Origin of the sequence: Fischerella muscicola PCC 7414, from assembly GCF_000317205.1 — a bacterium.
GTDB lineage: Bacteria > Cyanobacteriota > Cyanobacteriia > Cyanobacteriales > Nostocaceae > Fischerella > Fischerella muscicola.
In genome coordinates this window covers 1-25,373 of the sequence record NZ_AJLK01000182.1, presented here as the reverse complement: position 1 = coordinate 25,373, position 25,373 = coordinate 1, and the positions used below count along the sequence as shown (strand labels likewise).

The 25,373-nt window shown below is 41.0% G+C and carries 27 protein-coding genes and 1 pseudogene; 14 read left to right on the top strand and 14 right to left on the bottom strand.

Annotated elements, in window-relative coordinates; all coding sequences use genetic code 11:
• The first annotated feature begins 83 nt into the window (after positions 1-83).
• The 7 genes from UYI_RS0128675 (at position 84) to UYI_RS0128645 (ending at position 6,104) form a co-directional block, all read left to right on the top strand.
• Complete coding sequence (locus tag UYI_RS0128675; protein ID WP_016870132.1) at positions 84-671, top strand: Uma2 family endonuclease; 588 nt, start codon at positions 84-86, stop codon at positions 669-671.
• 162 nt (positions 672-833) lie between these two features.
• Positions 834-1,991 carry a DUF58 domain-containing protein gene (locus UYI_RS0128670; RefSeq protein ID WP_026086237.1) on the top strand — a complete coding sequence of 386 codons (1,158 nt, stop codon included), beginning with the start codon at positions 834-836 and terminating at the stop codon, positions 1,989-1,991.
• Between the two features lie 216 nt (positions 1,992-2,207).
• Complete coding sequence (locus tag UYI_RS0128665) at positions 2,208-2,573, top strand: ferredoxin thioredoxin reductase catalytic beta subunit (RefSeq protein ID WP_016870130.1); 366 nt, start codon at positions 2,208-2,210, stop codon at positions 2,571-2,573.
• A 132-nt stretch (positions 2,574-2,705) separates the two neighbouring features.
• Positions 2,706-3,101 (top strand): DUF309 domain-containing protein, encoded by a 396-nt coding sequence (locus UYI_RS0128660; RefSeq protein ID WP_016870129.1) that lies wholly within the window; start codon positions 2,706-2,708, stop codon positions 3,099-3,101.
• Between the two features lie 345 nt (positions 3,102-3,446).
• The gene (locus tag UYI_RS0128655) at positions 3,447-3,941 is read left to right on the top strand and encodes an LptA/OstA family protein (protein ID WP_016870128.1); all 495 of its coding nucleotides are present in this window, start codon (positions 3,447-3,449) and stop codon (positions 3,939-3,941) included.
• A gap of 133 nt (positions 3,942-4,074) precedes the next feature.
• A complete protein-coding gene (lptB, locus tag UYI_RS0128650; RefSeq protein ID WP_016870127.1) occupies positions 4,075-4,803 on the top strand; it encodes an LPS export ABC transporter ATP-binding protein in 729 nt (242 codons plus the stop codon).
• Positions 4,804-4,988: 185 nt separating this feature from the next.
• Positions 4,989-6,104, top strand: a complete 1,116-nt coding sequence (locus UYI_RS0128645; protein ID WP_016870126.1) for an LptF/LptG family permease — start codon at positions 4,989-4,991, stop codon at positions 6,102-6,104.
• Between the two features lie 222 nt (positions 6,105-6,326).
• Here the strand turns inward: UYI_RS0128645 and UYI_RS0128640 are convergent, their stop codons facing one another.
• A complete protein-coding gene (locus UYI_RS0128640) occupies positions 6,327-6,947 on the bottom strand; it encodes a CBS domain-containing protein (protein WP_016870125.1) in 621 nt (206 codons plus the stop codon).
• Between the two features lie 226 nt (positions 6,948-7,173).
• Between UYI_RS0128640 and UYI_RS0128635 the strand changes: the two genes are divergently transcribed.
• Entirely contained in the window at positions 7,174-8,262 is a 1,089-nt protein-coding gene (locus UYI_RS0128635; protein WP_016870124.1) for a hypothetical protein, read from the top strand.
• A gap of 7 nt (positions 8,263-8,269) precedes the next feature.
• Here the strand turns inward: UYI_RS0128635 and UYI_RS0128630 are convergent, their stop codons facing one another.
• Positions 8,270-9,277, bottom strand: coding sequence for a cytochrome P450 (locus tag UYI_RS0128630; RefSeq protein ID WP_016870123.1), 1,008 nt, complete (start codon positions 9,275-9,277; stop codon positions 8,270-8,272).
• Positions 9,278-9,607: 330 nt separating this feature from the next.
• Positions 9,608-9,802 carry a DUF2949 domain-containing protein gene (locus UYI_RS0128625; RefSeq protein ID WP_016870122.1) on the bottom strand — a complete coding sequence of 65 codons (195 nt, stop codon included), beginning with the start codon at positions 9,800-9,802 and terminating at the stop codon, positions 9,608-9,610.
• A 217-nt stretch (positions 9,803-10,019) separates the two neighbouring features.
• On the opposite strand from UYI_RS0128625, the gene UYI_RS0128620 reads away from it, so the two are divergent.
• Entirely contained in the window at positions 10,020-10,259 is a 240-nt protein-coding gene (locus UYI_RS0128620) for a hypothetical protein (RefSeq protein ID WP_016870121.1), read from the top strand.
• 96 nt (positions 10,260-10,355) lie between these two features.
• Here the strand turns inward: UYI_RS0128620 and UYI_RS0128615 are convergent, their stop codons facing one another.
• The 5 genes from UYI_RS0128615 to UYI_RS0128590 form a co-directional block, all read right to left on the bottom strand.
• Positions 10,356-10,844 (bottom strand): hypothetical protein, encoded by a 489-nt coding sequence (locus UYI_RS0128615; RefSeq protein ID WP_016870120.1) that lies wholly within the window; start codon positions 10,842-10,844, stop codon positions 10,356-10,358.
• Between the two features lie 438 nt (positions 10,845-11,282).
• Complete coding sequence (locus tag UYI_RS0128605) at positions 11,283-11,840, bottom strand: peroxiredoxin (RefSeq protein ID WP_016870118.1); 558 nt, start codon at positions 11,838-11,840, stop codon at positions 11,283-11,285.
• Positions 11,841-11,878: 38 nt separating this feature from the next.
• Positions 11,879-12,124 (bottom strand): regulatory protein SipA, encoded by a 246-nt coding sequence (gene sipA / locus UYI_RS0128600; protein WP_016870117.1) that lies wholly within the window; start codon positions 12,122-12,124, stop codon positions 11,879-11,881.
• 28 nt (positions 12,125-12,152) lie between these two features.
• Positions 12,153-12,650 carry an IS982 family transposase gene (locus UYI_RS33660; RefSeq protein ID WP_016870116.1) on the bottom strand — a complete coding sequence of 166 codons (498 nt, stop codon included), beginning with the start codon at positions 12,648-12,650 and terminating at the stop codon, positions 12,153-12,155.
• A gap of 273 nt (positions 12,651-12,923) precedes the next feature.
• On the bottom strand, positions 12,924-14,162 hold the full coding sequence (locus UYI_RS0128590; protein ID WP_016870115.1) for a hypothetical protein: 1,239 nt from the start codon (positions 14,160-14,162) through the stop codon (positions 12,924-12,926).
• Positions 14,163-15,116: 954 nt separating this feature from the next.
• Between UYI_RS0128590 and fmt the strand changes: the two genes are divergently transcribed.
• Positions 15,117-16,124, top strand: coding sequence for a methionyl-tRNA formyltransferase (gene fmt, locus UYI_RS0128585; RefSeq protein WP_016870114.1), 1,008 nt, complete (start codon positions 15,117-15,119; stop codon positions 16,122-16,124).
• A gap of 53 nt (positions 16,125-16,177) precedes the next feature.
• Here fmt and UYI_RS0128580 read toward each other — a convergent pair whose 3' ends face one another.
• Positions 16,178-16,543, bottom strand: a complete 366-nt coding sequence (locus UYI_RS0128580) for a DUF6464 family protein (protein WP_016870113.1) — start codon at positions 16,541-16,543, stop codon at positions 16,178-16,180.
• A gap of 781 nt (positions 16,544-17,324) precedes the next feature.
• Between UYI_RS0128580 and UYI_RS0128575 the strand changes: the two genes are divergently transcribed.
• Entirely contained in the window at positions 17,325-17,939 is a 615-nt protein-coding gene (locus UYI_RS0128575; RefSeq protein WP_016870112.1) for a helix-turn-helix transcriptional regulator, read from the top strand.
• A 34-nt stretch (positions 17,940-17,973) separates the two neighbouring features.
• Here the strand turns inward: UYI_RS0128575 and UYI_RS0128570 are convergent, their stop codons facing one another.
• Both UYI_RS0128570 and holA read right to left on the bottom strand, forming a co-directional pair.
• Positions 17,974-18,456, bottom strand: a complete 483-nt coding sequence (locus UYI_RS0128570) for a DUF4168 domain-containing protein (protein ID WP_026086235.1) — start codon at positions 18,454-18,456, stop codon at positions 17,974-17,976.
• Between the two features lie 111 nt (positions 18,457-18,567).
• Positions 18,568-19,557: a DNA polymerase III subunit delta gene (holA, locus tag UYI_RS0128565; protein WP_016870110.1), complete on the bottom strand. Its 990-nt coding sequence runs from the start codon at positions 19,555-19,557 to the stop codon at positions 18,568-18,570.
• A gap of 425 nt (positions 19,558-19,982) precedes the next feature.
• Between holA and UYI_RS0128555 the strand changes: the two genes are divergently transcribed.
• Positions 19,983-20,780, top strand: a complete 798-nt coding sequence (locus tag UYI_RS0128555) for a DUF1868 domain-containing protein (protein WP_016870108.1) — start codon at positions 19,983-19,985, stop codon at positions 20,778-20,780.
• A 120-nt stretch (positions 20,781-20,900) separates the two neighbouring features.
• Here UYI_RS0128555 and UYI_RS0128550 read toward each other — a convergent pair whose 3' ends face one another.
• Together UYI_RS0128550 and UYI_RS0128545 are read right to left on the bottom strand one after the other, a co-directional pair.
• On the bottom strand, positions 20,901-21,689 hold the full coding sequence (locus UYI_RS0128550; protein WP_016870107.1) for an RDD family protein: 789 nt from the start codon (positions 21,687-21,689) through the stop codon (positions 20,901-20,903).
• 116 nt (positions 21,690-21,805) lie between these two features.
• On the bottom strand, positions 21,806-22,657 hold the full coding sequence (locus tag UYI_RS0128545) for a glycerophosphoryl diester phosphodiesterase membrane domain-containing protein (protein WP_016870106.1): 852 nt from the start codon (positions 22,655-22,657) through the stop codon (positions 21,806-21,808).
• A 78-nt stretch (positions 22,658-22,735) separates the two neighbouring features.
• On the opposite strand from UYI_RS0128545, the pseudogene UYI_RS33655 reads away from it, so the two are divergent.
• Both UYI_RS33655 and UYI_RS0128535 read left to right on the top strand, forming a co-directional pair.
• Positions 22,736-23,694: pseudogene (locus UYI_RS33655) on the top strand (stage II sporulation protein M).
• Positions 23,695-23,988: 294 nt separating this feature from the next.
• A complete protein-coding gene (locus tag UYI_RS0128535) occupies positions 23,989-24,216 on the top strand; it encodes a helix-turn-helix domain-containing protein (protein WP_016870105.1) in 228 nt (75 codons plus the stop codon).
• A 23-nt stretch (positions 24,217-24,239) separates the two neighbouring features.
• Here the strand turns inward: UYI_RS0128535 and UYI_RS0128530 are convergent, their stop codons facing one another.
• A complete protein-coding gene (locus tag UYI_RS0128530; RefSeq protein WP_026086234.1) occupies positions 24,240-25,214 on the bottom strand; it encodes a 50S ribosomal protein L11 methyltransferase in 975 nt (324 codons plus the stop codon).
• Between the last annotated feature and the right edge of the window lie 159 nt (positions 25,215-25,373).

Genomic DNA, 25,373 nt, shown 5'->3' with positions numbered 1-25,373 from the left:
TTGTTTGGGGCGATCGCACCAACACCCCAAAGTAGTAAATTTGTAAAAATAGAAAAGACGTACAAACTCCGAATGTAACTCAAATGCTGAGTCAGACAACAACGCGGCGCTTTACACTGGACGAATACCATCGTTTAATTGAACTAGGTTTTTTCCACGAAGACGAACGTGTTGAACTCATTCGCGGTGAACTAGTACAGATGGTAGCCAAAGGAACAGCACACACAACCTGTTGCACTAATTTAATTCGAGAACTAGCACAATTAGTTGCTGGTAAAGCTGAGTTACGATGTCAAGACCCTATAACTTTACCATCAAGCAGTGAACCCGAACCCGATTTTGCCATAGTTCGTTCCACTCCCGATAATTACTTATTTGCACACCCCACACCCGCAGATATTTTTCTTGTCATTGAGATTGCAGATTCGTCTTTAGATTACGATCGCGATGTTAAAATGCCTTTGTATGCTGAGGCTGAAATTTCTCACTACTGGATATTTAATCTAGTTACTAACCAATTAGAAGCTTACAGCGAACCTTATAAATATTCTCAAAATAATTTTGGCTACCGTTTCAGGCGTATATTTTTAGCGAATCAATCAGTTGAACTACCTATAGCGTCATCTCCATTGCTAGATTTATCTTCTGTTTTCCCTCGCAAAATTTCTTAATTCACAGTATTAGGGAAGTCGAAATCATATATTTTTTAACGCGGAGGAAAACGCGTAGGTATTGTGAATTTTAGGCATTGATAGGTTAAGTTGTTTGTTGATGGTTGATTGTTGGTAGGTAATGGTTCCAAACAACAACCAACAAACAACAAACAACAAATTATGAAAATTATCAAACGCATTACCAATTGGTTAGAGATCCGTGCTTCTACTCCTGCATACAGTGGTTGGGTATTGGCAGGAATTGCTATTTGCTTTTTTGGGGCTGCTATTAATACAATGGCTGGCTGGCTTTATGCGATTAGTGGTGTTAGTTTTGCCTTACTTGGTATAGCAGCTGTGTTACCACCGCGATCGCTCTTTAATTTAGTAGTTAAGCGTCACCCAATTTCACCAGTCACAGCTGGAAACGATTTCAAGGTTGAATTGGATATTGTTAATCCTACAAAGAAGCCAGTGAACTTGCTGCAAGTTGCAGATGTGCTACCCTTCATCTTGGGAAAACCACAACAGCAAGCCATAGAAACTATTTTGCCTCAGAAGACTTACCGTTGGGTGTACTATTACCCTACCCAACGCCGGGGTATCTATCGCTGGGAGACTGTTGAACTAGCTAGCGGTGCGCCTTTAGGGCTGTTTTGGTGTCGTCGCCAGCGTGAATGTACAGCGAGGGCGATAGTCTATCCCCCAGTGTTAACCCTTGCCAGTTGTCCTTTGATAGATAGAATTGGGCAAGAAGACAGTCGTAAGGGCGATCCTCGTGGTGTACCTTTGCAAACAGCCAATGAAGGACTGGTGCGATCGCTACGTCCTTACCGCATAGGTGATTCCATGCGTCTCATTCACTGGCGTACCAGCGCTCGTTACGGAGAGTTACGGGTACGAGAGTTAGAAATTGTTACTGCGGGGCAACAGACAATTATTGCCCTTGATAGCAGTGCTAGATGGCAAGAATCAAGTTTTGAGCAAGCAGTAATTGCCGCAGCTTCACTGTATTTTTACGCACAACAACAGCAAATACAAGTACAACTGTGGACAGCATTTACAGGTTTAGTCAGAGGCGATCGCGTCGTCATGGAAACCCTAGCAGCAACTAATCCTGGTGAAGATGCCACAAATCTTCCTCCTACAAGTGAACCGTTGCTTTGGCTCACCCAAAACCCCTTAACCCTCTGTTCGCTTCCGAGTGGTAGTCGTTGGTTATTATGGCAAAATCTGCAAACAGCAACAGAACAAGTAGTAGTGAATCGAGACTATCCCGGTATAGTCGTGCAAATAGACCAACCTCTACAACTCCAGCTACAACAAGCTTTGAGTTAATAGGCGACTTCAATTTTGTCTATTCATAATTACAATGGTTGGGTGAGTCAAGGGCAGTTGATGATTTGCGATCGCCCGAGACTCAGCACAAGACTATATTTGAGGGATATACCTAGCGTGGGAGTAGCTAAAAAAAGGGGGGATTATCCCCAGTTATAGCTTACCAAGGCTGCGGTACAATGCAAAGAAATGTGTAAATTATGAGTAGCCGTTCCTATGATCTCACCAGAAGTAAACACAAAATCCAGCGATAAAAACTTAGAAGCAATGCGGCATTTTTCCGAACAATACGCCAAGCGCACTGGAACTTACTTCTGTTCTGAACCTTCTGTAACCGCGGTGGTAATAGAGGGACTTGCTAAGCACAAAGATGAACTAGGAGCGCCTTTATGTCCCTGTCGCCACTACGAAGATAAAGAAGCAGAGGTCAACGCTGCTTTTTGGAACTGTCCTTGTGTACCAATGCGGGAACGTAAAGAGTGCCACTGTATGCTTTTCCTCACTCCAGATAATGAGTTTGCTGGCGACAAACAAGAAATTTCTTTGGAAAAAATCAAACAAGTGCGGGACAGCATGGGTTAACCGAATCAGTGAACAGTTACCAGTGAACAGTTACCAGATATTTATCTACTGCTCACTGGTAGATTTATAAAGACATGTATTTATTGATAAATAAAAGTAAAAATTATTGTTATTAAAAATGGTCGATAACTGATGACTGATGACCAACCCCAGCAATTCTGGCAAGGTGTAGAACAGTTCAATACCGGAGAATTCTACGCTTGTCATGATACCCTAGAGGCTCTATGGATGGAAGCAACAGAGCCAGAAAAAACTTTTTATCAGGGAATTTTACAAATAGCAGTAGCGCTGTATCATTTGGGTAATCACAATTGGCGAGGCGCAGCAATTTTGTTAGGAGAAGGTAGCAACCGCCTACGACGTTATCCATCAGTTTATGGTGGTATTGACGTAGATGAATTATTGGAACAAAGCGCTGCCTTATTGACAACATTACAACAAACAGAACCAGAAAAACTAGCCACGATGAAATTGGGGGAGGCTGAAGGATTGCCTTTACCCAAGATAGTAATAGAGACTCAAGAGTAGTAGTTCGTCAACTTGGAACTGATGAGTTCAAATTAGGACAAGGAGGACAAGGGAGATAAGGGAGAAATAATTGAAAATTTTACATACCCATCTAATCAACTTTGACGCTCTACTAGAAGCTAGACCCCCAAAAGCAATAATAACCACAACGAGGGCATGAAAATTTGACTCCTCCTACACCCCTACACCCCTATACCCTTACACCCATGTACAAGACAGAGGGTTAAAGTGGTGAAACCTTGAGTTTATGGCAAACGTCAATTATTTCAGCTAGTAGTTATCCTGCCATACTCTAGTAGTTGAGATAATAAGAATACAAGCTGAAATCTTAATTCTTAAATTGCTATGATCTCTTGGTATCAATTATTTTTATTGCCAATGCGCCGCTTTGGATTAGCCTTCATGCTACCAGCTGCACTTTTTGGTGCGATCGCATTTCCCAGTCAACTACAAACTGCTACCGCCCAGACATCAGCTGGAAATCGCCCTCTGACTATTCACTCTGATGTGCAAGAATACGACGCCAAAACACAAGTGGCAACTGCTCGCGGTAACGTGCAAATGGTATATGAAGCCCGAGGAATTCAAGCAACAGCAGCCCAAGCCCAGTATTTCAGCAAAGAACGCCGCATAGTTCTCAGTGGTAATGTTTATATTTTGCAACAGGGAGGCAATAGTATTCGGGGTGAGACAGTGACATATCTTATTGATGAAGGACGATTTGTCGCTACACCCAAAAGTGGCCGTCAAGTAGAATCTATCTACATTGTCAACGACAGCCAAATAAACCAAGCAACCACACCCGCCCCAAACACACCTCCCCTTCAGCGTTCTAATTAAATTAAGAACTAACGTAGATGGTAAAGGCGTAAAATGCTGCGCTTATACAGTTAAGTTATCTAGTTAGTTCTTAACAACGACCAACACCAACAACCACCAACCAACAATCAACAACCAACAAAGCACACAGAACGTGAAAATTGTCCTAGAAAATATTCGCAAATCTTACGGCAAGCGAGTGATTGTCAATCGCGTCAACGTTTCTGTTGCCCAGGGTGAAGTAGTTGGGTTACTTGGCCCAAATGGTGCTGGCAAAACTACAACATTCTACATTGCCACAGGTTTAGAAAAACCAGATCGGGGAACTGTATGGTTGGATCATCAGGACATCACTGCACTGCCTATGCACAAAAGGGCACGGCTGGGTATTGGTTACTTAGCACAAGAAGCCAGTGTATTTCGTCAATTATCAGTACGAGATAATATACTGTTGGTGCTAGAGCAAACAAACGTACCTCGTTGGCAATGGCAACGGCGACTAGAAACATTATTACAGGAGTTTCGTTTAGAAAAAGTAGTCAATAGCAAAGGAATTCAACTTTCTGGAGGTGAGCGACGCCGGACGGAATTAGCAAGAGCATTAGCAGCCGGTAGAGAGGGGCCAAAGTTTTTACTTTTAGATGAACCTTTTGCAGGAGTTGACCCAATAGCAGTTTCAGAAATTCAGTATCTCATTGGACAATTGCGGGAGCGCGACATGGGGATCTTGATTACAGATCACAACGTCCGCGAAACCCTTGCCATTACAGATCGTGCCTACATCATGCGCGAAGGTCAAATTCTTGCTTCTGGTAATGCCGACGAACTCTACAATAATCCCTTGGTGCGGCAATATTACTTAGGTGATAATTTTCAGGTTTAGTCATTTGTTGGTTACTTGTTGTAGAGACGTGCCATGGCACGTCTGTACATTGGTTAGTAGTTAGTGGTTAACCAAATACCCAATGACAAATGACAAATGACTTTTGACCAATGACTAGTGACTAATGACTCATGGCTAAATCTAAATCTTTCCACAACCTTAATTCACTGCTGTCCATTTCCATAATGGATCGCTACCTTGCAAGCGAATTAATCCCACCGTTTTTATTTAGTTTCGGGATTTTTGCTTCCCTGGTGTTCACGGCAGATAGCTTATATGAATTACTGCGAAAAGTTGTCCAAGCGGGATTACCACTAGAAATAGCTTTAAAGGTTTTTTTGTTAAAGCTACCACGGGTAATTGTTTATGTCTTTCCAATGTCAACACTATTAGCAACTTTGATGACCTACAGTCGTCTCTCTGCTGAAAGTGAACTTATCGCTCTGCGTAGTTGTGGCGTGAGCGTGTATCGTATGGTACTCGCTGCTGTGGTTATGAGTTTTCTAGTGGCAGGGATAACATTTGTTGTCAGTGAGCAAATTGCACCAGCAGCCAATTATGAAGCCTCTGTGACTCTAGATAGAGCTCTCAAATCCGACAAACCGACATTTAAGCAAGAGAATATCTTTTATCCCGAATACCAAAATGTTAAACAGCCGGATGGTAGTAAAGAAAGAATACTGACACGCTTGTTTTATGCTGACAAATTTGATGGCAAGCGTATGAAGGGTCTGACACTGATAGACCGTTCTCAAGAAGGTCTCAATCAAATTGTTGTAGCAGAGTCAGGAGAATGGAATGGCTCACAAAGCGTTTGGGATTTTTATAACGGTACTATCTATCTAGTTGCGCCTGACCGTTCTTATCGCAACATCGCCCGGTTTAAACATCAACAATTACAACTTCCCCGCACACCATTAGATGTGGCAAATAGAAGCCGTGACTTTGAAGAGATGAATATTGCCCAGTCGCTAGAACAACTGGAAATAGAAAGCATTAGTGGTAATGAGCAAAAAGTTCGTCAACTGAGAGTCCGTATTCAACAAAAAATTGCCTTTCCTTTTGCTTGCGTCGTCTGTGGATTAGTTGGTGCTACTGTGGGAACAATACCCCAACGTACAGGTCGAGCAGCCAGTTTTGGGATAAGTTTAGCAGTTATTTTTACTTATTACACAACATTACAGGTTGCCCGTACATTAGGAGACACAGGTTTTCTTTCTCCTTTTGTAGCAGCTTGGCTACCCAATTTTTTGGGGTTGGCACTAGGTTTATTTTTACTGGTACGGACAGCACGGCGGTAGGATTGGGGTGATGGGGTGATGGGGTGATGGGGAACTCACCGGCCCCCATGAGCGTAAGCGCGAACCCGTAGACGCGCTCATAGGCTTCAAGGTAGAGTAGGGCTTCGGTGAAGGGTGGAGTATGAGGAGTGTGGGGAGTGTGAGAGGTGTGGGGAAGAGTAGCCATTAACCACTGACTACTAACCACCAACAACCAACAATCAACAACCAACAATTTCCTATTCAATCTTCATAATAAATCCGGCATTCTGGTGCGTCTGGGTTGGCTGCACAGTATTGCTCAAAGGATGTTTTGGTAAATGCCATATGTCCAGCTTTTTGATGGGCTGCTTCTGCTTGGATTTCTTCTACTGTCACCCAAGCTGCGGCACACTCTGAACATAATGTACCGTATAAAGAGCAAATCGCACGAGCATCTGCGATCGCTTGTTGAATTTTGTCTTCTAGCAAAACCGATTGGGGACTTTCAACAAAATTACTTTTAGTTAAGATATCGGTGACAGAAATTATGCCCAACAGCTTACCTTGAATTACGGGCGCTCTGCGGATACCTGTATTGGCAAATAACCGGGCGACGTATTCTACAGACAATTCAGGATTGACAATAATGCAGGGCTTACTCATGATTTCGTAGATCCGTACTTGTTTGGGATCTTTGCCATAAGCTGTTACCTTATAGACAATATCCGTCTCCGTAACAATTCCATAAGCATCGTTCTCATGATTGCGCTCCACGACCAAAGCCCGCAATCGTTTTTCTTTCATCACACCTACTGCTTCGGCGACTGTTGCTGAACTGCGGATGCTAACAACCTCTTTGGTCATGATATCTTCTGCTTTCATGCTACTGCTCCTGTTGATTGTCCAGCCACAAGCACTAAGTTAGAGCAGATTCAAATTTTAGATGATATCGAAACTGACAGAAGGAAGGGGAAAGGGAAAAAAACAACCTGATGCAGACAAATGTAAATTTTATACTAAGAGCCATATATCAATAATGACTAAATAACTATTGAGAGGCTAGGATAAAACTCTTACTCATTCTCTCTTCATTCCATTAGATATATTTATGTCAGGTCGCCGCTATCCTCCCGCCTATTTACGCTATCTCAAAGCCAGGTTATGGAATTTGGCTCGACCTAGTTTTTGGGGAACAGCAATCTTTTTAGCTGTGATGGGGTTGGCGGTTAGAGAATACTGGAAACACCCAGATTTTTTTAATTTTAGGCAAAATAAGCAATTTGAAGCCAAAAAGACTGAAAATTCTTCTCTTTCAGCAGAAGATAAAGCTATTGCCGCCGATATTGATAACTTACCAGTCCTATTTTATGACTTTACTCATGGAACTCTACCTTCTACAGCAACTAATGTGAAGCAAAAGACCAAGGTAGACAATAGCAATTCTATTTTAGAGAGCTTAAGCAAACAAAAGACAATAGCCACTGATGCTAATTCCAACTCTGGCTTGAAGCTAGTGAATCCTGCATCTACGCCGAAGTTAGAAAATCCATTTGTGGTACAAACAGAAAATTTATTGCAATTCAAAAATGATCAAAATAACGGCCAATTCTTAGGGGTAAACGGTTTAACGGCGTCGTCTATTCAAACAGCTACAGTACAAACCTCTACAAATGTGGGGATGGGATTCACGAATCCTGTCAACTATAACCAAAATACTACTGTAGTTAGTCCCTTACAAACTGCTCTCAATCAATCAACAAATCAAAGTTCGTCGTTGGGGACTCGTACAACTTCAACTCAGACGAATTCATTATTCTTACCGAATCAAAATTTATCATCGACGACGGGACAAAATGGAAATGCGATCGCTCCCGTCAATCATAGTACAAACTACCCAAATCAAAATTTTGCTCCCCCTGCTGCTAACATTCCCAACCAGTATCCTAATCTGTCGACAACTAACGTCCAATCACCCACATCTGCGGTAACATCTATTACCCCTACCCAACCCTCTAATGTGACGCCATACTATACCCAAACACCAAGTCAAAGCGTTGTTAATTCCAGCAACTCCAGCGATGCTTCTAGTTTGCAGCAGTCTACTCAAGTACCACAAAATAATCCCTCATCACCTTCTCAATTTCCTGGGTTATATACAGGTGAACGCCAAATTAATGGTATTTCCTATCCTAGATAGCACGAGCCTAACTCGATAGTTTGTGAAAGCTTACTTTCAAACCATCCTGAGGATGTGGGGTTGGAACCATAATCATCTCTAAGTTTTGTTCTGGTAGTAGTTCCCAGTGATAGTGACGTAGTAAAAGGGCTGCAAAGATTTTCATTTCTAGTTTGGCAAATTCTTTACCCAGACATTCCCGTACTCCGCCACCAAAGGGTATATAACTAAAAGGTTTGGGTTTATCTTCTGCTCTTTGTGGACTAAAACGTTCTGGATCAAATGCTTCTGGGTGATTATAGACACTTTCGTCTTTGTGGGTTTTACCTACCTGATATAGTACAGACCAACCTTGAGGAATGTGGAAACCATTGAATTCACAGGGCTGGATTACTTCTCGAAAGCCACCACCAACAGGCGGAACCAGCCGCATCACTTCTTTTAAAACTTGCTCTAAGTAAGTCATTTGTTTGAGATTTTCCGCATTTAGAGGTGTGTCTACACCAAGTTGCTGTTGTTCACTGCGGGCAGTTGCTAAAACCTCTGGATTTTGTACTAATAATAGACACAGTGATGCCAAGGCTGAGGTCAGGGTTTCGTGACCAGCAAATAACAAAGTCAACAATTGGTCTTTAAGTTCATTGAGGCTTAAGCGTTTACCTTCTTCATCCTCTGCTTGTAAAAGTAGTTCTAAAACATCCTGATATGAGTTTCCGGTTTCTTGACGTTGACGGACAATCTTTTCAATTTCGGCTAGCAATAATTTTCGACAACGTAATGCTTTACCAAAGTTAGTCCACGGTAAATTTATTGGTAGGGTGAATAAACCATCCACCCAGATTTTATACCACTCACCCAATTGACTTTGGGAAGCACAACGTCCAAATATATGAGTTCTGAACAGAGAACCATACTTTTTGTGTCGCTTTTCGGTAAAATTTGGATCGTTTAAAAATGGTATTGTTTCCCCAATCAAAGGTAAACCAAAACTACCGGGAGGTAAAGGCTGGGGAGTGGTGGAATTGGTGGTTGTCATGTAGTCCTAGTCGTGCTTTGAATTATTCAACATAAGAGTGGACTGACAAGCTCAATCCAAATTGACGCTTTCTCGAATTGAATTCGGGAGATTGATAGCAGCGCCTCTCATAAAGCCACACGTCTGTGTGTCCCAGATAATATATTAACTGCCCGTGTCGGTAATTGGTAATCACTCTCGTAAGGCCAAGTGTCCAGATGTACGCCCCATTATCTCCACAACCATGACGCGATCGTTGTTTCTAAAATATCTGCAATTTTATTGGTCTGGACATTCGCCGCCACTGGTCAAAATACCAAGACGTTTCTGTGCTTTCATTGTGGCTTCACCTCAAACATTCCCCTGCAACCAGTCAAAAATCCGATCCAGCTGGTTCAATGTTACCAGTCCGTATTGCCACAAAATTATTGGTAACAAATTTGGTGTCTGTTCAGGATGTCGTAATGCTAACTGTAGATCAACGGTAGGAATTGCTAAATCTTCTTGCAGAAAATTTAGAAATTGTGCAAGTCTCCCTGGTTCCATATTCGCCACCTATCCTTAGGCAATATGTTGAAGTTATGTTTCTCAAATCAATCTTCCTGCTCTAACATTGCCTTAGCTTGCAAGAGCCGCTGTCCATTTTTTTTACATAACTTTATAGATTTCTCAGTTTCAGTTTTTTTACTTTGGAAAAATAATATCAGCAATAGCGAGGCGTGTAAACTACTTGTGCTGAGGGGGTGACAACCGCAGTCAACTTGTGGCAGGGCAAGCCTTTCAGGTGACGGACGCCCTCAAAGATAAAAAGCAACAGCAAGATTTTTCTTATTCATCAGCACTCAAAACTCCTATTTTCACAAAGCGCGATCGCGCTCAATTAATTCTCATCTTTTCAGCAGTGATTAAAGTGAAAGGCAAGCCAAGCCTAAGTTACATCCCCCTTGTCACCCCCTCAGCTACTTGTGTTCAGCAGGATAATGTACTAAAGTGCATAGTTTAGGATGGTTCGAGAAAAATTCTTGAACCTGGTTTTACAAGCAAATTTTAAGTAATCATCATTACGCGATCTACTTAGTTGAGTTCGGATCACACAAATTTATTTTTCACCCGATTTTTGAGGTTTGTTAATAGGACGCATTGCTTCTCGACCTAGAATAAACATTCCAGTTACACCTAAGCAAACAAACCAAACATATTGATGCCAATATCTCCCTATCTGCTCAATTGGACTTAATTGTGAGTAGAGAGTATTTAAGTAAAGTAGCAATAAAACTGTCATCAGCGCTCCAAATCCAACAAAACTTAATCCGATCCGAATCCTCAGAGGTCTTAATTCCCAATCGCTGATTGTTTCTAAGTCGATTTCTGCTAACTCTTGCAGTGATTCTTCTGCTACAGAAGAGGCGATTTGTAAATTCTTCCCTACCTTTGTTGGCAGTAATGGTACTAATGTTGCCACAGTTGGACGCCGTAACAAAGCCTCAGTATCTCTGAGGAATTCCAATGGTTTACTCGTGACAGTAGGCTGAGAAATTTTTAAGTTTTGTGTATTATCTTTAATGTTTACTTCGCTTTTAAAATCCATAGTTATTAGTCCAGAATCATAGTCATTTGTAACAATTAGTAACTAATCATGAATAACTAATTACCAATGATTCTTACTTATAAGTCTAAAGCTAATTCTTCAGGATATGGTCGCGTTAGGATTGGTAGCTATGTTTTACCCCACCCTAACCCTCCCCGAATTTGGGGAGGGAACTGGATCTGTTGTTTTGGTACTAATGCAAGTAACATTTGGGTTAGACCTGTCCTGGGGAATTTCCAGTTATTTATTGGAACTTGCGTTATGAACATTAGTCCTAACGCACCAAAAATCCCCCCATGATGCGTTAGCCTACGGCATAACACATCCTATAAAACGAGGTTGGGGGAATCAAATTATTTATGTGTACACCGTAGCCTACAAGGTGAGGAAGGTTAGGAGGGAGAGGTTTATCGAACTCACTAAAGAGGCTGAAATAAGCTACGAGGTAGCTTGTTGTAATTCCTCTAGCCGGGCTAATACTTCTTGGCTATGAATAGCTGGATTAACTTTGACAAAAGTCTCTCGCACAATACCTTGGGGATCGATGATAAATGTATGTCGTACAGAAACAAAGCTCATCCAAGAACCGTAAGCTTTGCTGACTGCGCCTGTTGTATCTGCCAACAGAGGAAATTTTAGTCCTTGTGAATCACAAAATTCAGCGTGAGAATTTACATCGTCAGCACTAACACCAATTACTTGTGCGTTTTTTTCGAGGTATTTAGGTAAGTCTTGCTGAAACCGACGGGCCTCTATGGTACAACCAGGGGTGAAGTCTTTAGGATAGAAGTAAAGAACTACCCACTGACCACGATAATCGGAGAGGGAAAGTTTACCTTCGCCCGAGTTGGTTGGCAAAGTAAACTCTGGTGCAGGTTGGTTAATAGCGGGAAGTTTGCCACCCAAGGCGTTAGCTGCTGGGGCAAAATTTAACCAACTGATGAGTGCAAAACAACTAGCAAATAATATGGTTAGAAAATGGCGGCGAGAAGTCATTGTGCTGACCAGAATCACAACTTAACACAAGTTTACAATTACTCGTTGCTATTCTCAGCTTGGGTAGTTTCCACACTTTCGATATATTGGCTTTCCATCAGAAAAGCCCCCTTAGCAAAACGGACGCCCCAGTATCCAGCAGGACGGCGATCAAGTACTACGCCTTCTTCGCCAATACGGATCACATCAGGCGGACGCAGCATAGGCATGGGATCAGCGGTTTTGACGTAGGGGGGTAAGGCAATGACGCGGACTTTACTACCGATGGTAAATTCTTTAGACATGATTAAAATTAACGTGAGTTCGACGGAATTAAAAAATAGCAGGAGGTAGAGCAGGCAAATCTTTTGGGTAAATGTCAATCGAAGGTTTTTTAGGCAAATAGGTATAAGCAGCTAAACCAGCTATCAAGTTAACCAAAAAGTTAAATGGACTACGATGGCGGGAGTGTTCTATTTGACATATATTTTTCAGATGGTCATTGACCGATTCAATTACAGCACGTTTGCGTAATAAAATCTTGTCAATCAGTTTTACCAAACGGTTTTTCATTTTCTTCTTAGATTTTGTGACTAACTGTAACCCTCGCTCATATAACTCTTCAAACAATTTTTGAGAGATGTATCCTCTGTCACCAAACAGTTTGCCAATTAAGTCCTTAGTCATATCTGGGACTGGTTTTCGGTCATCTACGTTGGCTGGGGTTAGTGAAAATGCGAGTAATTCTCCACAATCATTAATAATTAAATTTAGTCTCGGCGTTTTTTTGTGACTTTTTTCCCGATTCTCAATCAATCGTAGCGATCGCACTTTGTCTGCTCAGTTAAGTAAATTCTTATCTAGCAAGCTTTTTGGGCTTTTCTATCCGTCGAACTCACGTTAAAATTATGAATGGTGAATAATGAAAAAAGCATAGTTCATGATTCGTAATTTTTGGAGCGATCGCCAAGTGTCTTCCAAATGCCCAATTACAAAAAAAGCCTGCGTTAGCAGGCTATGTAAATACAGTTTTAGCTCAAATCGCATTTCAACGTGAGTTCGATTAATCAGTTATCAGTTATCAGTAACTGATAACTGTTCACTTTACCGATAAGCTACTTGCGGGCCGGGCCAGACTTGTTTAACTGTTTCACCAAAAGTTACTGCTTTATCTGCATCTGTTGCTATGACAGTGCTACCGTCACTAGAAACTGCTAACACAGGCCATTCTTCTTCGCCCATTTCACCTGTACGGAATAAAACGTTATTAGGTTGGGTTTTACTCCAGCCTAAGAGTATGGCAATCTTTTCATGCTCTTGTTCATCATAAGCAGGAGAAATGGTGTTAGTGCGATCGCTTTGGCGATCCCAAATTACTGCCCTATCTGTGGCATCAGATGTGTTAAATACGGCTTCAAATTTGCGTGCTAAGAAGCGATCGCCCTTTTCTGACCAACTGACGGGAACCAATACCCCAATAGTTCCTTCGCCGTTGGCATCTTGGGATACTTTAGCATTGATTAAAGTATCCATATTGCGAGAAGTGGAAGACAATACGCGCAATTTCCCGCTTTGCCTGTCTTCTACAAACAAAACGCTGCTGACACGGCTGTTGTAAAGTTCTGGTCTTACTTCTAGCTGTACACGGCTGTAAACAGCATACCTGCCATCTGGGGAAACTACCGGTAGGCTGCGATAATGGCGTACTCCAGAACCTTCTTTAGAACTAACAGTTTCATGGGTAGTCATGATCCAATTCCAAGGAATTGGATGAGGACTGGCGATCGGATCTTGCTGTTCCTGTTGTGCCTGCTCAGACTGTTCAACAACAGGTAATTCTTTATACTGAGGAGCTACGTTTGTAGCTGCTTGAGGTGATGGGTTAGCAGACTTATCCATCGATAAATAAATTTTATCCCCAGCTAAAGACTGTAGTTTTGCAGCCTTTAATTTTTCTACCAAACTTAGTTGACTAGTAGACAGCCCTCCAGACACAAAATCTGTTTGCACCTTAGCTGGTGCCAGTTCCACCGCCGCCAATGAGTCATTATCGGGTATTTCGATCACCGACAGAGAATCATTTTCTATTACCCAAGACTCTACTTTATCTACTATCAATATTTGCGGTTCAGCAGTATTTACAGACATTTGCCGAGAATGGTGTTTGTCTGCCAAAGAGTCAACTTTAGTTATTTTTGATACTTGAGTTTGATTAAACGTGTGATTAGCATCTATTCCTGCTGAAACAGAGGCTAATTCCGTCATTATTGAAGTACTTTTAGCTGTTTGTGATTGCGCTGAGGAAGAGTGACTAGATGCATCCACCAAGGGCGCAATCAGCATCACGACGACAACATACTTGAAGAATGGTTGCACGCGAAACCATCCTGACAGCAAAAGATGTTTAAGCATTGGTTGACTCTCTAGAGGGCGGGTGCTGTGTGAGAAGTGATGCCAGTATTGTTAAGAAGCAGAGTTTGATTATATGTATAACAGGAAACTAACTGTATTCACGAAATAAATCACTAAAATTTGCCATAATTTTACAAAGTCTTGTGTATGAGTTTTTACAAAAAATTACTAGCCAATCTTAGCTAGCGAAATATACTAGCACAACACAGAATCGATGATCAGGTGACGCTTGTCACTAACTGCCAATGATTCTTGTCAATGCTAAAAGTCAGCAAAATTAGCACCTAAGCATCATTCTATGGTTATTAAGTTACTATGTGATATTAACTACTGGAGATGCTTAAAGATACGTAGTTTAATTTGGTAGAGCTAGCCTGTCTGTTTTGTTACTACTACACTAAAATCTACCGATAAAGGTAAATAGTGGAGCTTTGCTAAAGGAACTGAGCAAAAGTATCATTTAATCCAACAAACTCAAGCGATAACAATTAAAGTCTAGCTAAAAGTAACCTATATGAGAGCAACTGCAAGAAGATAAGTTTTAATGCTTGCAGTTATTTTGGCAACGCAACCCTAGCATGGAAGCTGAGCAAAAGCAGCTAGCTTCTTGGAAACATTTATAAAAATTATATTGATTATAGTAGACGCTAGCTGGCTTGTCGCTAGACAAAGCCAAAGACTTGAACTTGGTTGTAATAGATACAGTTGATACTGGCTGATTTGATGACTCAACCAATTCATTATAACTCTACTAGAAAAACTCTACCAAATCTTCTTTCAAAAGAGGAGTGGGGGTGTGAGGGGTGTGGGGAGAGTAAATAATGAAATGACTATTGACTATTGACCATTGACTATTGACCATTGACCATTGACTATTGACAAACTATGAAAGTTGTATTTTTTGGTACTCCCCAATTTGCAGTTCCGACTCTAGAAAAATTGCTGTATCACCCAGATTTTGAAGTACTGGCAGTTGTTACCCAGCCAGATAAGCGCCGAGGAAGAGGAAACCAATTAACACCTTCGCCTGTAAAAACTGTTGCGATAACTCATAATCTGCCTGTATGGCAACCCCAACGGATCAAAAAAGATACTGAAACTCTCTCTCAGCTTCGGGAGGTAGGTGCAGATGTATTTGTGGTAATTGCCTATGGGCAAATTCTCTCTCAAGAAATTTTGGATATGCCCAAATTAGGTTGTGTAAATGTACATGGCTCGATTTTACCTAAGTACCGGGGTGCGGCTCCAATTCAGTGGTGTTTGTATAACGGGGAAAAAGAAACAGGCATTACGACTATGTTGATGGATGCGGGTATGGATACTGGCGCAATGCTATTAAAAGCAACTACACCAATAAACTTATTAGATAATGCCCAAGATTTGGCAGAAAAATTAGCCACAATAGGCGCGGATTTATTAGTAGCAACTTTGATAGGTTTAGAACGTAGGGAAATTAAGCCAATTCCTCAGGATAATTCTGAAGCTACCTATGCACCCTTGATAAAAAAGGAAGATTACCAATTGGATTGGTCAAAAAGCGCCATACAACTACATAATCAAATCAGAGGTTTTTACCCCAACTGTATTACCAGCTTTCGCAACCAGCCAATCAAAATTACTGCAACCGCTCCCCTTGACTCTACTTACTTGCAGGAACTACCATCGGAAATTCAGGAATATTTTCAAAAAGAATCTAATTTGTCAACAGTATCAGGTAGCCTTGGGGAAGTAGTAAGTATTGCCAAGGGAATAGGAGCGATCGCACAGACTGGAGATGGTTTGTTAATTTTACGAGAAGTCCAGCTAGCTGGGAAACGTCCCCAGTCAGGATGGGATTTTGTTAATGGGATGCGTTTAACAGTAGGAGAAGTATTTGAAAATATTAATGGATAAACGCAGAAGGTAGAAGGTAGAAGGCAAAAGGCAGAAAGATAAATATTAATCCTTCATCCTTCATACTTCATCCTTTCATAGTAACGACAAGATTCGCATGGGCCTTCTGGATTAACTGCACAGCGAATAATTTCTGAACGAGCATTGTAGCGGCAGCTAGGATTACCGATGATCCAACGTCCGTCTAACCAGCTTTTTTCTTCTGGACGCTTGGCAGATTGTACATACAAAGCTATTTTATGTAAACGGTAGCGCCCCGACTTTAGCTGATAACGGTGACGGCGTTCTAAAACAGCATAGGTTTTTCCTTCTAGTTCAAGATAATTTCCTGGTTGCGGTGTCCAATCAAGTTTCACACTACCGAGGGACTGACGCGGATGTGTCAGAATTACCTCGGTTGGTAAAGTATCTGGCTCCATAAGCTTTTGTAATGTCATTTACATTATTTAGGATGGTAACGCACTAACTGGTGAGAACATACCGAGTTTATGTTATAGTTAACGATTCTCTAAAAAATTGTAAAAAAGAATTTTATTTTAATTTGCATGAATAGATTGGTATGTTACCTAGCTACAAGATAATTTTGTCTACTGTTATATTGCATCACCCTAGAATCTCATTAAGAAATAATTTTCAAGGACTTTTAGCTTAAGTTTGCGATTCGCTAGCTTGAAAATGGGTGTGGGGTATAAGGGTGTGGGGGTGTAGGAAGATTGAAATTTTCGTAGCAAGGTTCGTGGGATTGTCCCGTGATTGGCTGACTTGAAAGTCACCTCACCCAGTCAAGAGAGGACACCCCTCTGCGAGGGTTCACCAGAGGGGTTGGGGTTAACTCTAGCTATTAAGGTGTTAATTATTACTAGCTAGCAATTATCAGTTTCTTGACATATTGTAGCTATTTTTACGGTCTTGCTAGAGTAAATATTTAGTTAAATTAAATCTAAAACCAAAAATAAAATTTCAACAGCATATTTACTACTGTTGTTATCTTTTTTGGTACAAATAGTAAATTTTTTAAAAACTATATCCGAAATAGTCAATCAAACATTTGTATTTAAACTATGTCAATTTAAATAAACTTCTATCTGTGGAATACATATCTTGTTTATAGTTGTGCTTCGGCTCGACTATAAGCTAGTTTTGCGTCTTGATTCAAATAAATTCAAATATAAAAACTCGAAACATAATAATCAAGTTACTATGATTACTCTCACAAACATATCACTCAATCTCAAAGATAATCTGAAATATCAGAACTGGCAACAAGCTGATTTCTTAAAAGAAGTTATAGAAAGCTTACAAGATGGTTTACTAATTATTAGCGAAACAGGTGAACTTATTTATGCTAATGCATCGGCACATCATATTTTTCATCAAATTAGTCAAGATAATTATCATCAGCACAAATTACCACAAGCTATTTGGCAAATTTGTGAGCTGTTGCTTGTAAGCCACAATCTCTTTCCTGATAAATTACTCATCCTATCTGATGAAATTTCCCTTGATAAGTTAAAATTATTTCGAGTTCGGGTGAAATTGCTGAATTTAGCAAAATTCAAATATCATTGCTTTTTAGTCACAATTGAAAATCGATATGAATCAATTAGAAACCTAGTTAACGCAGAAGTTACACAGTACAACCTCACACAACAAAGAGAAGCTGATATTTGGAGTCTGTATAGAGCTAGTTATAGTTACAAAGAAATTGCAGATCATCTTTACATAAGTATCAATACTGTGAAAAAACATATGAAGAATATTCATGCCAAACGTCAAATGTTCTTAGAAAGTCAATTTCCTACAGGCGGGGTGTAGGATATAGTAGCGGGAGCATGTCAGTAAATCTCTCCTATTGATTATTAGGTACTTTTTGCAGACGGATTAAAGTATTATAAATTTGTCTTTTTAAGTCTTCATTATTTTGTAATTGAAGAGTAATATTATTAAATTGATCAATGCTAAGACCATTAGATTCAACAATTTGCTGAGAGCGATTGCAGTAGTTTACTGCCACATCTCTAGCTTCTGATGGTAGAGATTTAAAGCTATTAGGCTCGTTACAAACAATCTTAGGAATTTCTCTATCCCCAATAATTTTCTTTATTTTGTCAAATGCTTGCTGTCGCTCTGGTTCAATCCGTAATAAAACTCGAGAGTAGTTGACTATATCTGTATTGTTGAGTTGAGGACTTTGGGCATTAGCATTAGCTGTTGAGCTAAAGACCAAAACACTAGAGATAAAGCTAGCTATAGTCAGAGAGCGAAAAAACATTATTTTAGAAAGCATTCTAGTCGCGCTAGAACGGCAGAATGGTTGATACAATCTGTTCATTTGCTGTGTTCAAAACAACTACAATATAGAATTTTGTTAATTAGAATGAATAATTTTAGGAGAAAGAAGTTCCAAGAAAATACTGAGTTTAGGTAAGATTCATATTTTTTGTCAGCTTCTTTGACATACTTGACAAATTTCTATAATTTTTGTTTGGAGAATTAACATTTCTGCTGCTCCTTGTTTGAGATTAACTTCTAACTCTAGTAGTAGGGGTAAACAGTCAATCAGTTGCTGTACAGAAAGCGATTTGACTTCTTGTTGTAAAAAGTAGATACGCTTGGGGTTGCTTACCTCAGCAGCTTGGGCGATCGCTTGGGGATTGCGTTCACCACTTTCCACCATCAACTTTACCCATAACCAAGTACGAAATTGACCAATCAGTGTAGCAACGATCCGCAAAGAGGGTTCACAAGCATTAATGAGATTCGCCAATATAGCTAAAGCCTTGGCTGTATCTCCCGCCTTCATCGCTGCTGCTAATTGCAAGCTATTCTGATTAGTATTTCTAACTAGCTGAGTAACAACATCTATATCTTGTGGTTTGTTACTGTCACCAGCATAAAGCTGTATTTTCTCTAACTCATTGTACAGTAGTCGTGTATCGTTGCCTACAGCCTCCGCCAAAATTTCTATAGCTTTAGGAGTTAATTTTACACCTACAGCTTGAGCAGTAGTCTGTACAGATTGCACTAATAGTTCTGTTTTCCAAGGTGGAATTAACGAAAATTCCCGGAACTCAGCAGCGAATTGCTTTAAAAGTTTAGTAGATTTGAGCCGCTCATCAGGCTTATTACGGCTAGTCAGCAATAAAAATGCATCTTCGGGAATTACTGGTAAAGTTCGCGCTAGTTCTGATAACACATTGTCTGGGCAATGTTGACAAATAGTAGTATTGACAAGCCATACCAAGCGACTACCAGCACCAAAAGGTGGTGTCATCACTTGATTTAACCCAGCGATCGCAGCATCAGCCTGATCTGGGGAAAGGGTTGTGTAGTTAAAACTTGCCCACGCAGGATCAAGGACGCGATCGCGTAAAATCGCAACTGCTTTTTCGATAGCAAAATCGTCCTCACCCCAGTAAACATAAATTGGCATAGCGAAACCTCCTGGTGAGAGTGGGGGATGGGGGATGGGGAGGTGGGGAACTCGGGGGCAGTGGGGAGGTGGGGAGGTGGGGAGTGTGAGGAGTGGGCATTGGAAATAACCAACAAACAACTACTAACTACTAACCACTAACAACCAACCCTTCGGGTTCGTCAGTCGCTCATGGGGGACTCACCGGCCCCCACGACCGACAGGGAGGAGCCAGTGCGGTGGACGGGTTTCCCGGCATAAAGCACCTGGCGTTGGGGATTGGGGGCTAGGGGCCCCCTTTGGGGTTGGGGGAGGGACCCCCCTTGGGGCGCGCTGACTCACCACCAACCACCAACCACCAACAACCAACAACCAACCACCAACAAACTACTAACTACTACCCACTAACAAATTAAAATCAAGGACAGAGTGCGAGGATATGAAAAGTGGACGACAATTATCAAACCTACCTCAACCGGGTGGCGCGGATGACGCTGCCAGAAGCCTATGGAACCCAAGTCCAGCATATCCTGGAATCTTCCAAATTTCAGCCTACACAAAATAGGGAAAGACAGGCTGTGTCTTTTCCGGGTTATACGGTTATTACCCCACCCCAGCAAGAAGAGACACAAAACTTTAATTTCTACACTCAGTTGCAGAGTTATCAACAGGAACTTTTGCACTTACCTGTGGGTAGTGATCTGATTGTACCCGTACCGCCTGCTAGCTTCCATTTAACTTTGGCAGATTTAATTTGGGATAGTGCTTTTCGCGATGCTTGTGAAAAAAATCCTGAATACGAACAACAGTTACGTTCTTGCTTTGCTGAAATTTTTCAGCAATATCAACAATCCTTGACACGACGTATTACTCATCCTATTCGTTGGCAAATGCTAGGACTAATGGTGATGACGAGAGCTGTGGGTGTTTGTTTAGTACCCCAAGATCAAAACTCTTACGAAGAAATAGTTAACTTTCGCCGGGCAATTTACCAAAATCCTAACATCATGACTTTAGGTATCGAACAACAATATCATTTTACCGCCCATGTCACCTTAGGCTATTTTGGGGAAATTTCACCAAATTTAGATCGCGATCGCCTGGCTACTCTCTTTTCACAGTTGAACCAACAATGGTTACTAAATACACCAGAGTTTCTGATCCACCGTGTGGAATTGCGGAAATTTGACGATATGACCTATTATTATCGCCAACCAGATTGGCCAGTTTTAAATTTTAGTTAGTCAATTGTCAATGGTCAATGGTCAATTGTTGATGGTCGATTAGTAGCTAGTAGTTATTGTTTAGTATTTAGCGATTACTGGTTGATTGTTAGTAGTAATCAATTGACTATGGACTATTGACTATTGACCAAAATTTGAACTTTGCTGGTAACTCAGATAAATTGCTTCTAAAAATAGATCAGGACTAACATTTTCTGGCACTTTTTCTAAGTTAATAATCGCTTTTACTTGTCTAGCTAATTGTAGAGCAACTGAACTTCTAGCTTTTGCCGCCATGCCACCACGTCTAAGCAAATATTCACGAATCACAGCAAAATCATCGGGTAACATTGCTGAGATATCGGCTGTTTGCAACAATTGCTCTGAGATGGGTTTAGCTTGTTCCGAAATCGTCAATGTAGATACAGTTCTTGTTTGTGCTTGAATCACAACTGTACCAGCTACCCAGTCACCTAAACGTTTTTCACGGCGACCGAAAAGAATAAAAAAAGCTCCTAAAAATAAGGTATCGTCAATAGGCCGCAACAAAGCACGTAGAGCTGCTTGCTGCAATCCTATTGGTTGACCATTGTCCTTAATCACGCGAATTTTAGCAATACGTTTGCCAGGGGTTTGACCATGCCAAAGAGTTTCAAAAAAAACAAAATACCCTGTGTAAATAAAATAATTAACTAAAATAGCGATCGCCAAAAACCAAAGACCTATATTTTCAGGGCCAACAATATTGCTTAACCAATCGATGATCTGAAAAGCAATTGCTAACCAAGCAACTAGGAAAACAACTAAAATTAAAGCCAAGACATGATAGTCAATTACTAAAGCCCAAGCACGACTACCAATCCCTGCTAGAACAAATTCTAGTTCTACACTTTCTGGTGTTTGGTATTTAACACGATTAAAAATATGCATTGTATTTAAAGCTAATTAAGTAGCTATCATGAACGGCGTACACCAATTCTAAAACCATTACCAATGACAAATGACGACCCTTACGAGTTAACTTTATTTTTGCCGACTACTTAGTTTTAGATTTCGTAATCGCGCAACTTTAAGCCTAAACCTTCTCTACGACTCCTCAGGTCGTAGTATATTACTGCTTTTATCGCTTGCCAAAATGGTAAAACTACCGCACCGCTAGCAAAACTTAAAGCCAAGATAATCACAGCAAACAGAAGTCCAAAACCAGAGTTTTGTTCCAGTAAAGGTGTAAAAATTAATTGCACAATAGTACTAACAATCTGAACGACAATTTGAATCGGTAACGTAATCAAAAAAGCAACAAAAGAAATTAAAATAATTCGCCACACGTAACCCTTAGTTAGTTCCCAACTTCGAGAAATTGTTGAAGTCCCATCAACATTATCTTCAATTGCCAGAGGAACCTCCACTAAATAAAACCGTGTAGTTATCCACAAAACTGCTATAAGCGCCAAAATACCAATTACAAAAGCAAGCAAACCCAAAATCAGATACACACCAATATTAGCTTGTTGATTTAATCCCCCAACCAATACTGCTGATAAAACACCAAAAATAGCAAATATAATTACAACACCAATCAAAATTCCCATACCCAAAAGTAACATGAGTAGCATGTTGATTAAAAATTGCCATATTCTAGAATTGACGAAACGTTGCCCTGAGGAAATACTTTCGGGTTGGTTGACTAATTCAGCAAAAGTCAAACGAGAGATCAATGCAGAGAGGGCATAAAATTTTGCCCAGCCATAAATCGGAACAAGCAACCACACATAAGCTTTGAGAGCTAACAAAAAATAATCTTTTAGGTGCGATCGATATATCCGTATTCCCGCAGTAATGACATTACCGAGACTTAGTGGTTCTATGGGACTAGGAGAACCCAAATTATAAGACATACACTGCTCCTATCTTTAATCTACTGTGTTGAATTGAGGCTATCTTAAGCTAAGTACAAGCTAGTGTTCCTAAAATTTATGAATATTCAACGTTGGATTGCTAGGCGAGAAGCAAATTGGCTGCGTCTGGAAGCTTTATTAAAACAGGTAGAAAAAAAAGGACTAAAATCACTGCCGGCTTCAGAAATCAGGGAACTAGCAAGTTTATATCGTTCTGTATCAGCAGATTTAGCCCGCGCCCGCACCCAGCAAGTCGGTAATATGTTGATACAAAATTTACAATTATTAACAACGCGTGCCTACACGCAAATTTACCAAGGTTCTCGTCGCCAAGAGTGGCAAGCAGTACTGCAATTTTATAGTTGGGGTTTGCCATCTATCATACAGCAGACATTTCCGTATATTGCCTTTGCCACTGGCTTATTTTTGTTGGGGGCGCTGGTTGCTTGGTGGTATGCCTGGCAAGATCCAAGCTTTATGTCCTTAATAGTGCCTGAAAGCATGATTATTAAGGTGCGGGATGAGCATGAGTTATGGATGGGATCAATTGTTGGGATTGAACCTTTGGCATCTAGCAATATTATGATTAACAATTTATCGGTGTCATTTGGTGCTGTTGCTGGTGGGATCACCGCTGGGGCTTATACAGCATTTTTAATGTTATTTAATGGTTTATTAATTGGTGCTGTTGGCACTCTAGTAGGACAAAACAATCTTGCCTATCCTTTTTGGGCATTTGTATTTCCCCACGGTTCTATAGAATTACCTGCTATTTTTTTGCTGGTGGTGCAGGATTTTTAATTGGCAAAGCGCTTTTATTTCCTGGTAAGTATCGCCGTGCTGAGGCATTAAAATTCTACGGTTCTCTGGCAGTGCAGCTAGTATTTGGGATAGTGCCAATGTTAATTATTGCTGGTACAATTGAGGGCTTTTTCTCTCCTAATCCCCGCGTACCATTACCATTAAAATATCTGGTTGGGATGGGGTTATTTATGTTTTTGGTATGGTATTCCAACCGTAAGAAAAAAGAAATATAGCATTGGTAATTGGTAATGGGTAATTGGTGAGCCAGCGACTCTTACGCAGGAGGTTCCCTCCCCCAACCCCAAAGGGGGCCCCTAGCCCCCAATCCCCACGAGCGACAGGGAGTGGGGGCCGGTGAGTCCCCCATGAGCATAAGCGCGAACCCGTAAGGGTAATTGGTACTTGAGTGGGGTTTGAATGGTTCAAGATATTTTTTCATTCACCATGAATTTTTAGTTTGCAATCTAAAAATTTATGGTGTATATTAGATATATAAATTTTTCAGTGGTTGTGTAATAAGTGCGATCATGCGAATAAGACAAGTCAAAGAAATTGATATTGAGGGATTGGGCGATCGCATCAAACAAGCTCGACTAGATTGCAAGAAGTCTCTGGAACAGATATGTGATGAGGTTGGTGTGTCGCGCACTTACTGGTACGACATTGAAAAGGAAACTCTCAAAGGAGCGCTCTCTATTGAGAACCTCCGCAAAATAGAAGAGGCATTGGGGGTTGATTTTGGCGTGGAATTCTGAGGGACAAGGAGGACTTTGAGCTTCTACTGCAAACTGTAAGCTACTGCTACCCATTCATCTAATCTTTCACAATCGATAACCTCAAATCCTTCCTTGTTTAAGGATGTTGTGACTGCATCCTCATAATCGCTGCTAAAACCCGATAAAATCAATGTTCCTGCCTGGGTATCAGTCTGACGCAGCGCCCGCCGGAAGTCAGGAGCAAGGGCAATATGTACTCGTGCTAAGATATTGGCGACAATCAGGTCAAAAGCTGCTGTTGGCTCAATGGTTGGCACATTCTTGATCGTATCCCCATTTAGCCAATGTCCCAAGTCGCTCCCGTGTCCCAAACTCCCTTCCATAACAGTTACCTGTTGCTCGACTCCATTACGATTTACAGCGTCATGAGTTGATTGCACAGCGATCGAGTCATTGTCCAGCGCCAATACTTGCGCCCCAAGCTTTGCCATCGCCACACTCAAAATACCTGAACCTGAGCCAAGGTCGAGGACATTCATTGTGGGAAGAATATGGCGCTCAAGTAGTTTCAGGCTAAGCATAGTTGCTGGATGTAAACCAGTACCAAAAGCGAGGGTGGTTTTAAGTCTCAAGGTAACTTCGTCTATCGCTTCAGAATGATAAGAGGCGTTAGAAGACAGCACAACAAATCGTTCGCCGATACGACGAATAACAGGACTAAGTACTTCTGGATGTGCTGGTTTTTCCTCAAATACATCTGTATGAATAGGAGTGGCAAGTCCCACTCGTTCCAAGGGTGAGAGCAAATCAATAATTTCTGATCTGCGTACATTTGTATGAACATCACAGGGTAGATAGAAGCAGACTGTAAACGCCCAGCAGGGTTGTGTAATATCTTGGGCTACTAGTGTGTATGAGTTGGGTTCAGTGTATTTTGCAATCCGAATATCATTGGTATAGTTGGTTGAGGCAAGTAGGGTGCAGACCCAATCGACCGCCTCCTCTGTTGTGTTGAGGCTTAACTCCATCCATGACATATTTTCTTCCTTCGGGCTTAGCCGTATTGGTACAAGGAAATCTCACCGAACGGCTTACCTGATCGGCAGAAGATAACTTTTTCATCTTAGCTGAATTTTGAAATCAATATCTGCTGTGGTGCTACGTGAAGCGATCGCTATCCTATTGAAGAAGGCAGA

Excerpts from the sequence above, each read along its gene's own strand:
- UYI_RS0128640 (WP_016870125.1), bottom strand. The coding sequence starts at position 6,947 with ATGAAAGCAGAAGATATCATGACCAAAGAGGTTGTTAGCATCCGCAGT.
- UYI_RS0128590 (WP_016870115.1), bottom strand. The coding sequence starts at position 14,162 with ATGCTGATTGCGCCCTTGGTGGATGCATCTAGTCACTCTTCCTCAGCG.
- UYI_RS0128545 (WP_016870106.1), bottom strand. The coding sequence starts at position 22,657 with ATGTCTTATAATTTGGGTTCTCCTAGTCCCATAGAACCACTAAGTCTC.
- UYI_RS0128645 (WP_016870126.1), top strand. The coding sequence starts at position 4,989 with ATGGATCGCTACCTTGCAAGCGAATTAATCCCACCGTTTTTATTTAGT.
- UYI_RS0128605 (WP_016870118.1), bottom strand. The coding sequence starts at position 11,840 with ATGACTTCTCGCCGCCATTTTCTAACCATATTATTTGCTAGTTGTTTT.
- holA (WP_016870110.1), bottom strand. The coding sequence starts at position 19,557 with ATGCCAATTTATGTTTACTGGGGTGAGGACGATTTTGCTATCGAAAAA.
- UYI_RS0128530 (WP_026086234.1), bottom strand. The coding sequence starts at position 25,214 with ATGTCATGGATGGAGTTAAGCCTCAACACAACAGAGGAGGCGGTCGAT.
- UYI_RS0128630 (WP_016870123.1), bottom strand. The coding sequence starts at position 9,277 with ATGACAACCACCAATTCCACCACTCCCCAGCCTTTACCTCCCGGTAGT.
- fmt (WP_016870114.1), top strand. The coding sequence starts at position 15,117 with ATGAAAGTTGTATTTTTTGGTACTCCCCAATTTGCAGTTCCGACTCTA.
- UYI_RS0128635 (WP_016870124.1), top strand. The coding sequence starts at position 7,174 with ATGTCAGGTCGCCGCTATCCTCCCGCCTATTTACGCTATCTCAAAGCC.
- UYI_RS0128655 (WP_016870128.1), top strand. The coding sequence starts at position 3,447 with ATGATCTCTTGGTATCAATTATTTTTATTGCCAATGCGCCGCTTTGGA.
- sipA (WP_016870117.1), bottom strand. The coding sequence starts at position 12,124 with ATGTCTAAAGAATTTACCATCGGTAGTAAAGTCCGCGTCATTGCCTTA.
- UYI_RS0128675 (WP_016870132.1), top strand. The coding sequence starts at position 84 with ATGCTGAGTCAGACAACAACGCGGCGCTTTACACTGGACGAATACCAT.
- UYI_RS0128580 (WP_016870113.1), bottom strand. The coding sequence starts at position 16,543 with ATGGAGCCAGATACTTTACCAACCGAGGTAATTCTGACACATCCGCGT.
- UYI_RS0128570 (WP_026086235.1), bottom strand. The coding sequence starts at position 18,456 with ATGAACAGATTGTATCAACCATTCTGCCGTTCTAGCGCGACTAGAATG.
- UYI_RS0128535 (WP_016870105.1), top strand. The coding sequence starts at position 23,989 with ATGCGAATAAGACAAGTCAAAGAAATTGATATTGAGGGATTGGGCGAT.
- UYI_RS0128660 (WP_016870129.1), top strand. The coding sequence starts at position 2,706 with ATGACTGATGACCAACCCCAGCAATTCTGGCAAGGTGTAGAACAGTTC.
- UYI_RS0128550 (WP_016870107.1), bottom strand. The coding sequence starts at position 21,689 with ATGCATATTTTTAATCGTGTTAAATACCAAACACCAGAAAGTGTAGAA.
- UYI_RS0128615 (WP_016870120.1), bottom strand. The coding sequence starts at position 10,844 with ATGGATTTTAAAAGCGAAGTAAACATTAAAGATAATACACAAAACTTA.
- UYI_RS0128625 (WP_016870122.1), bottom strand. The coding sequence starts at position 9,802 with ATGGAACCAGGGAGACTTGCACAATTTCTAAATTTTCTGCAAGAAGAT.
- UYI_RS0128575 (WP_016870112.1), top strand. The coding sequence starts at position 17,325 with ATGATTACTCTCACAAACATATCACTCAATCTCAAAGATAATCTGAAA.
- UYI_RS0128670 (WP_026086237.1), top strand. The coding sequence starts at position 834 with ATGAAAATTATCAAACGCATTACCAATTGGTTAGAGATCCGTGCTTCT.
- UYI_RS0128665 (WP_016870130.1), top strand. The coding sequence starts at position 2,208 with ATGATCTCACCAGAAGTAAACACAAAATCCAGCGATAAAAACTTAGAA.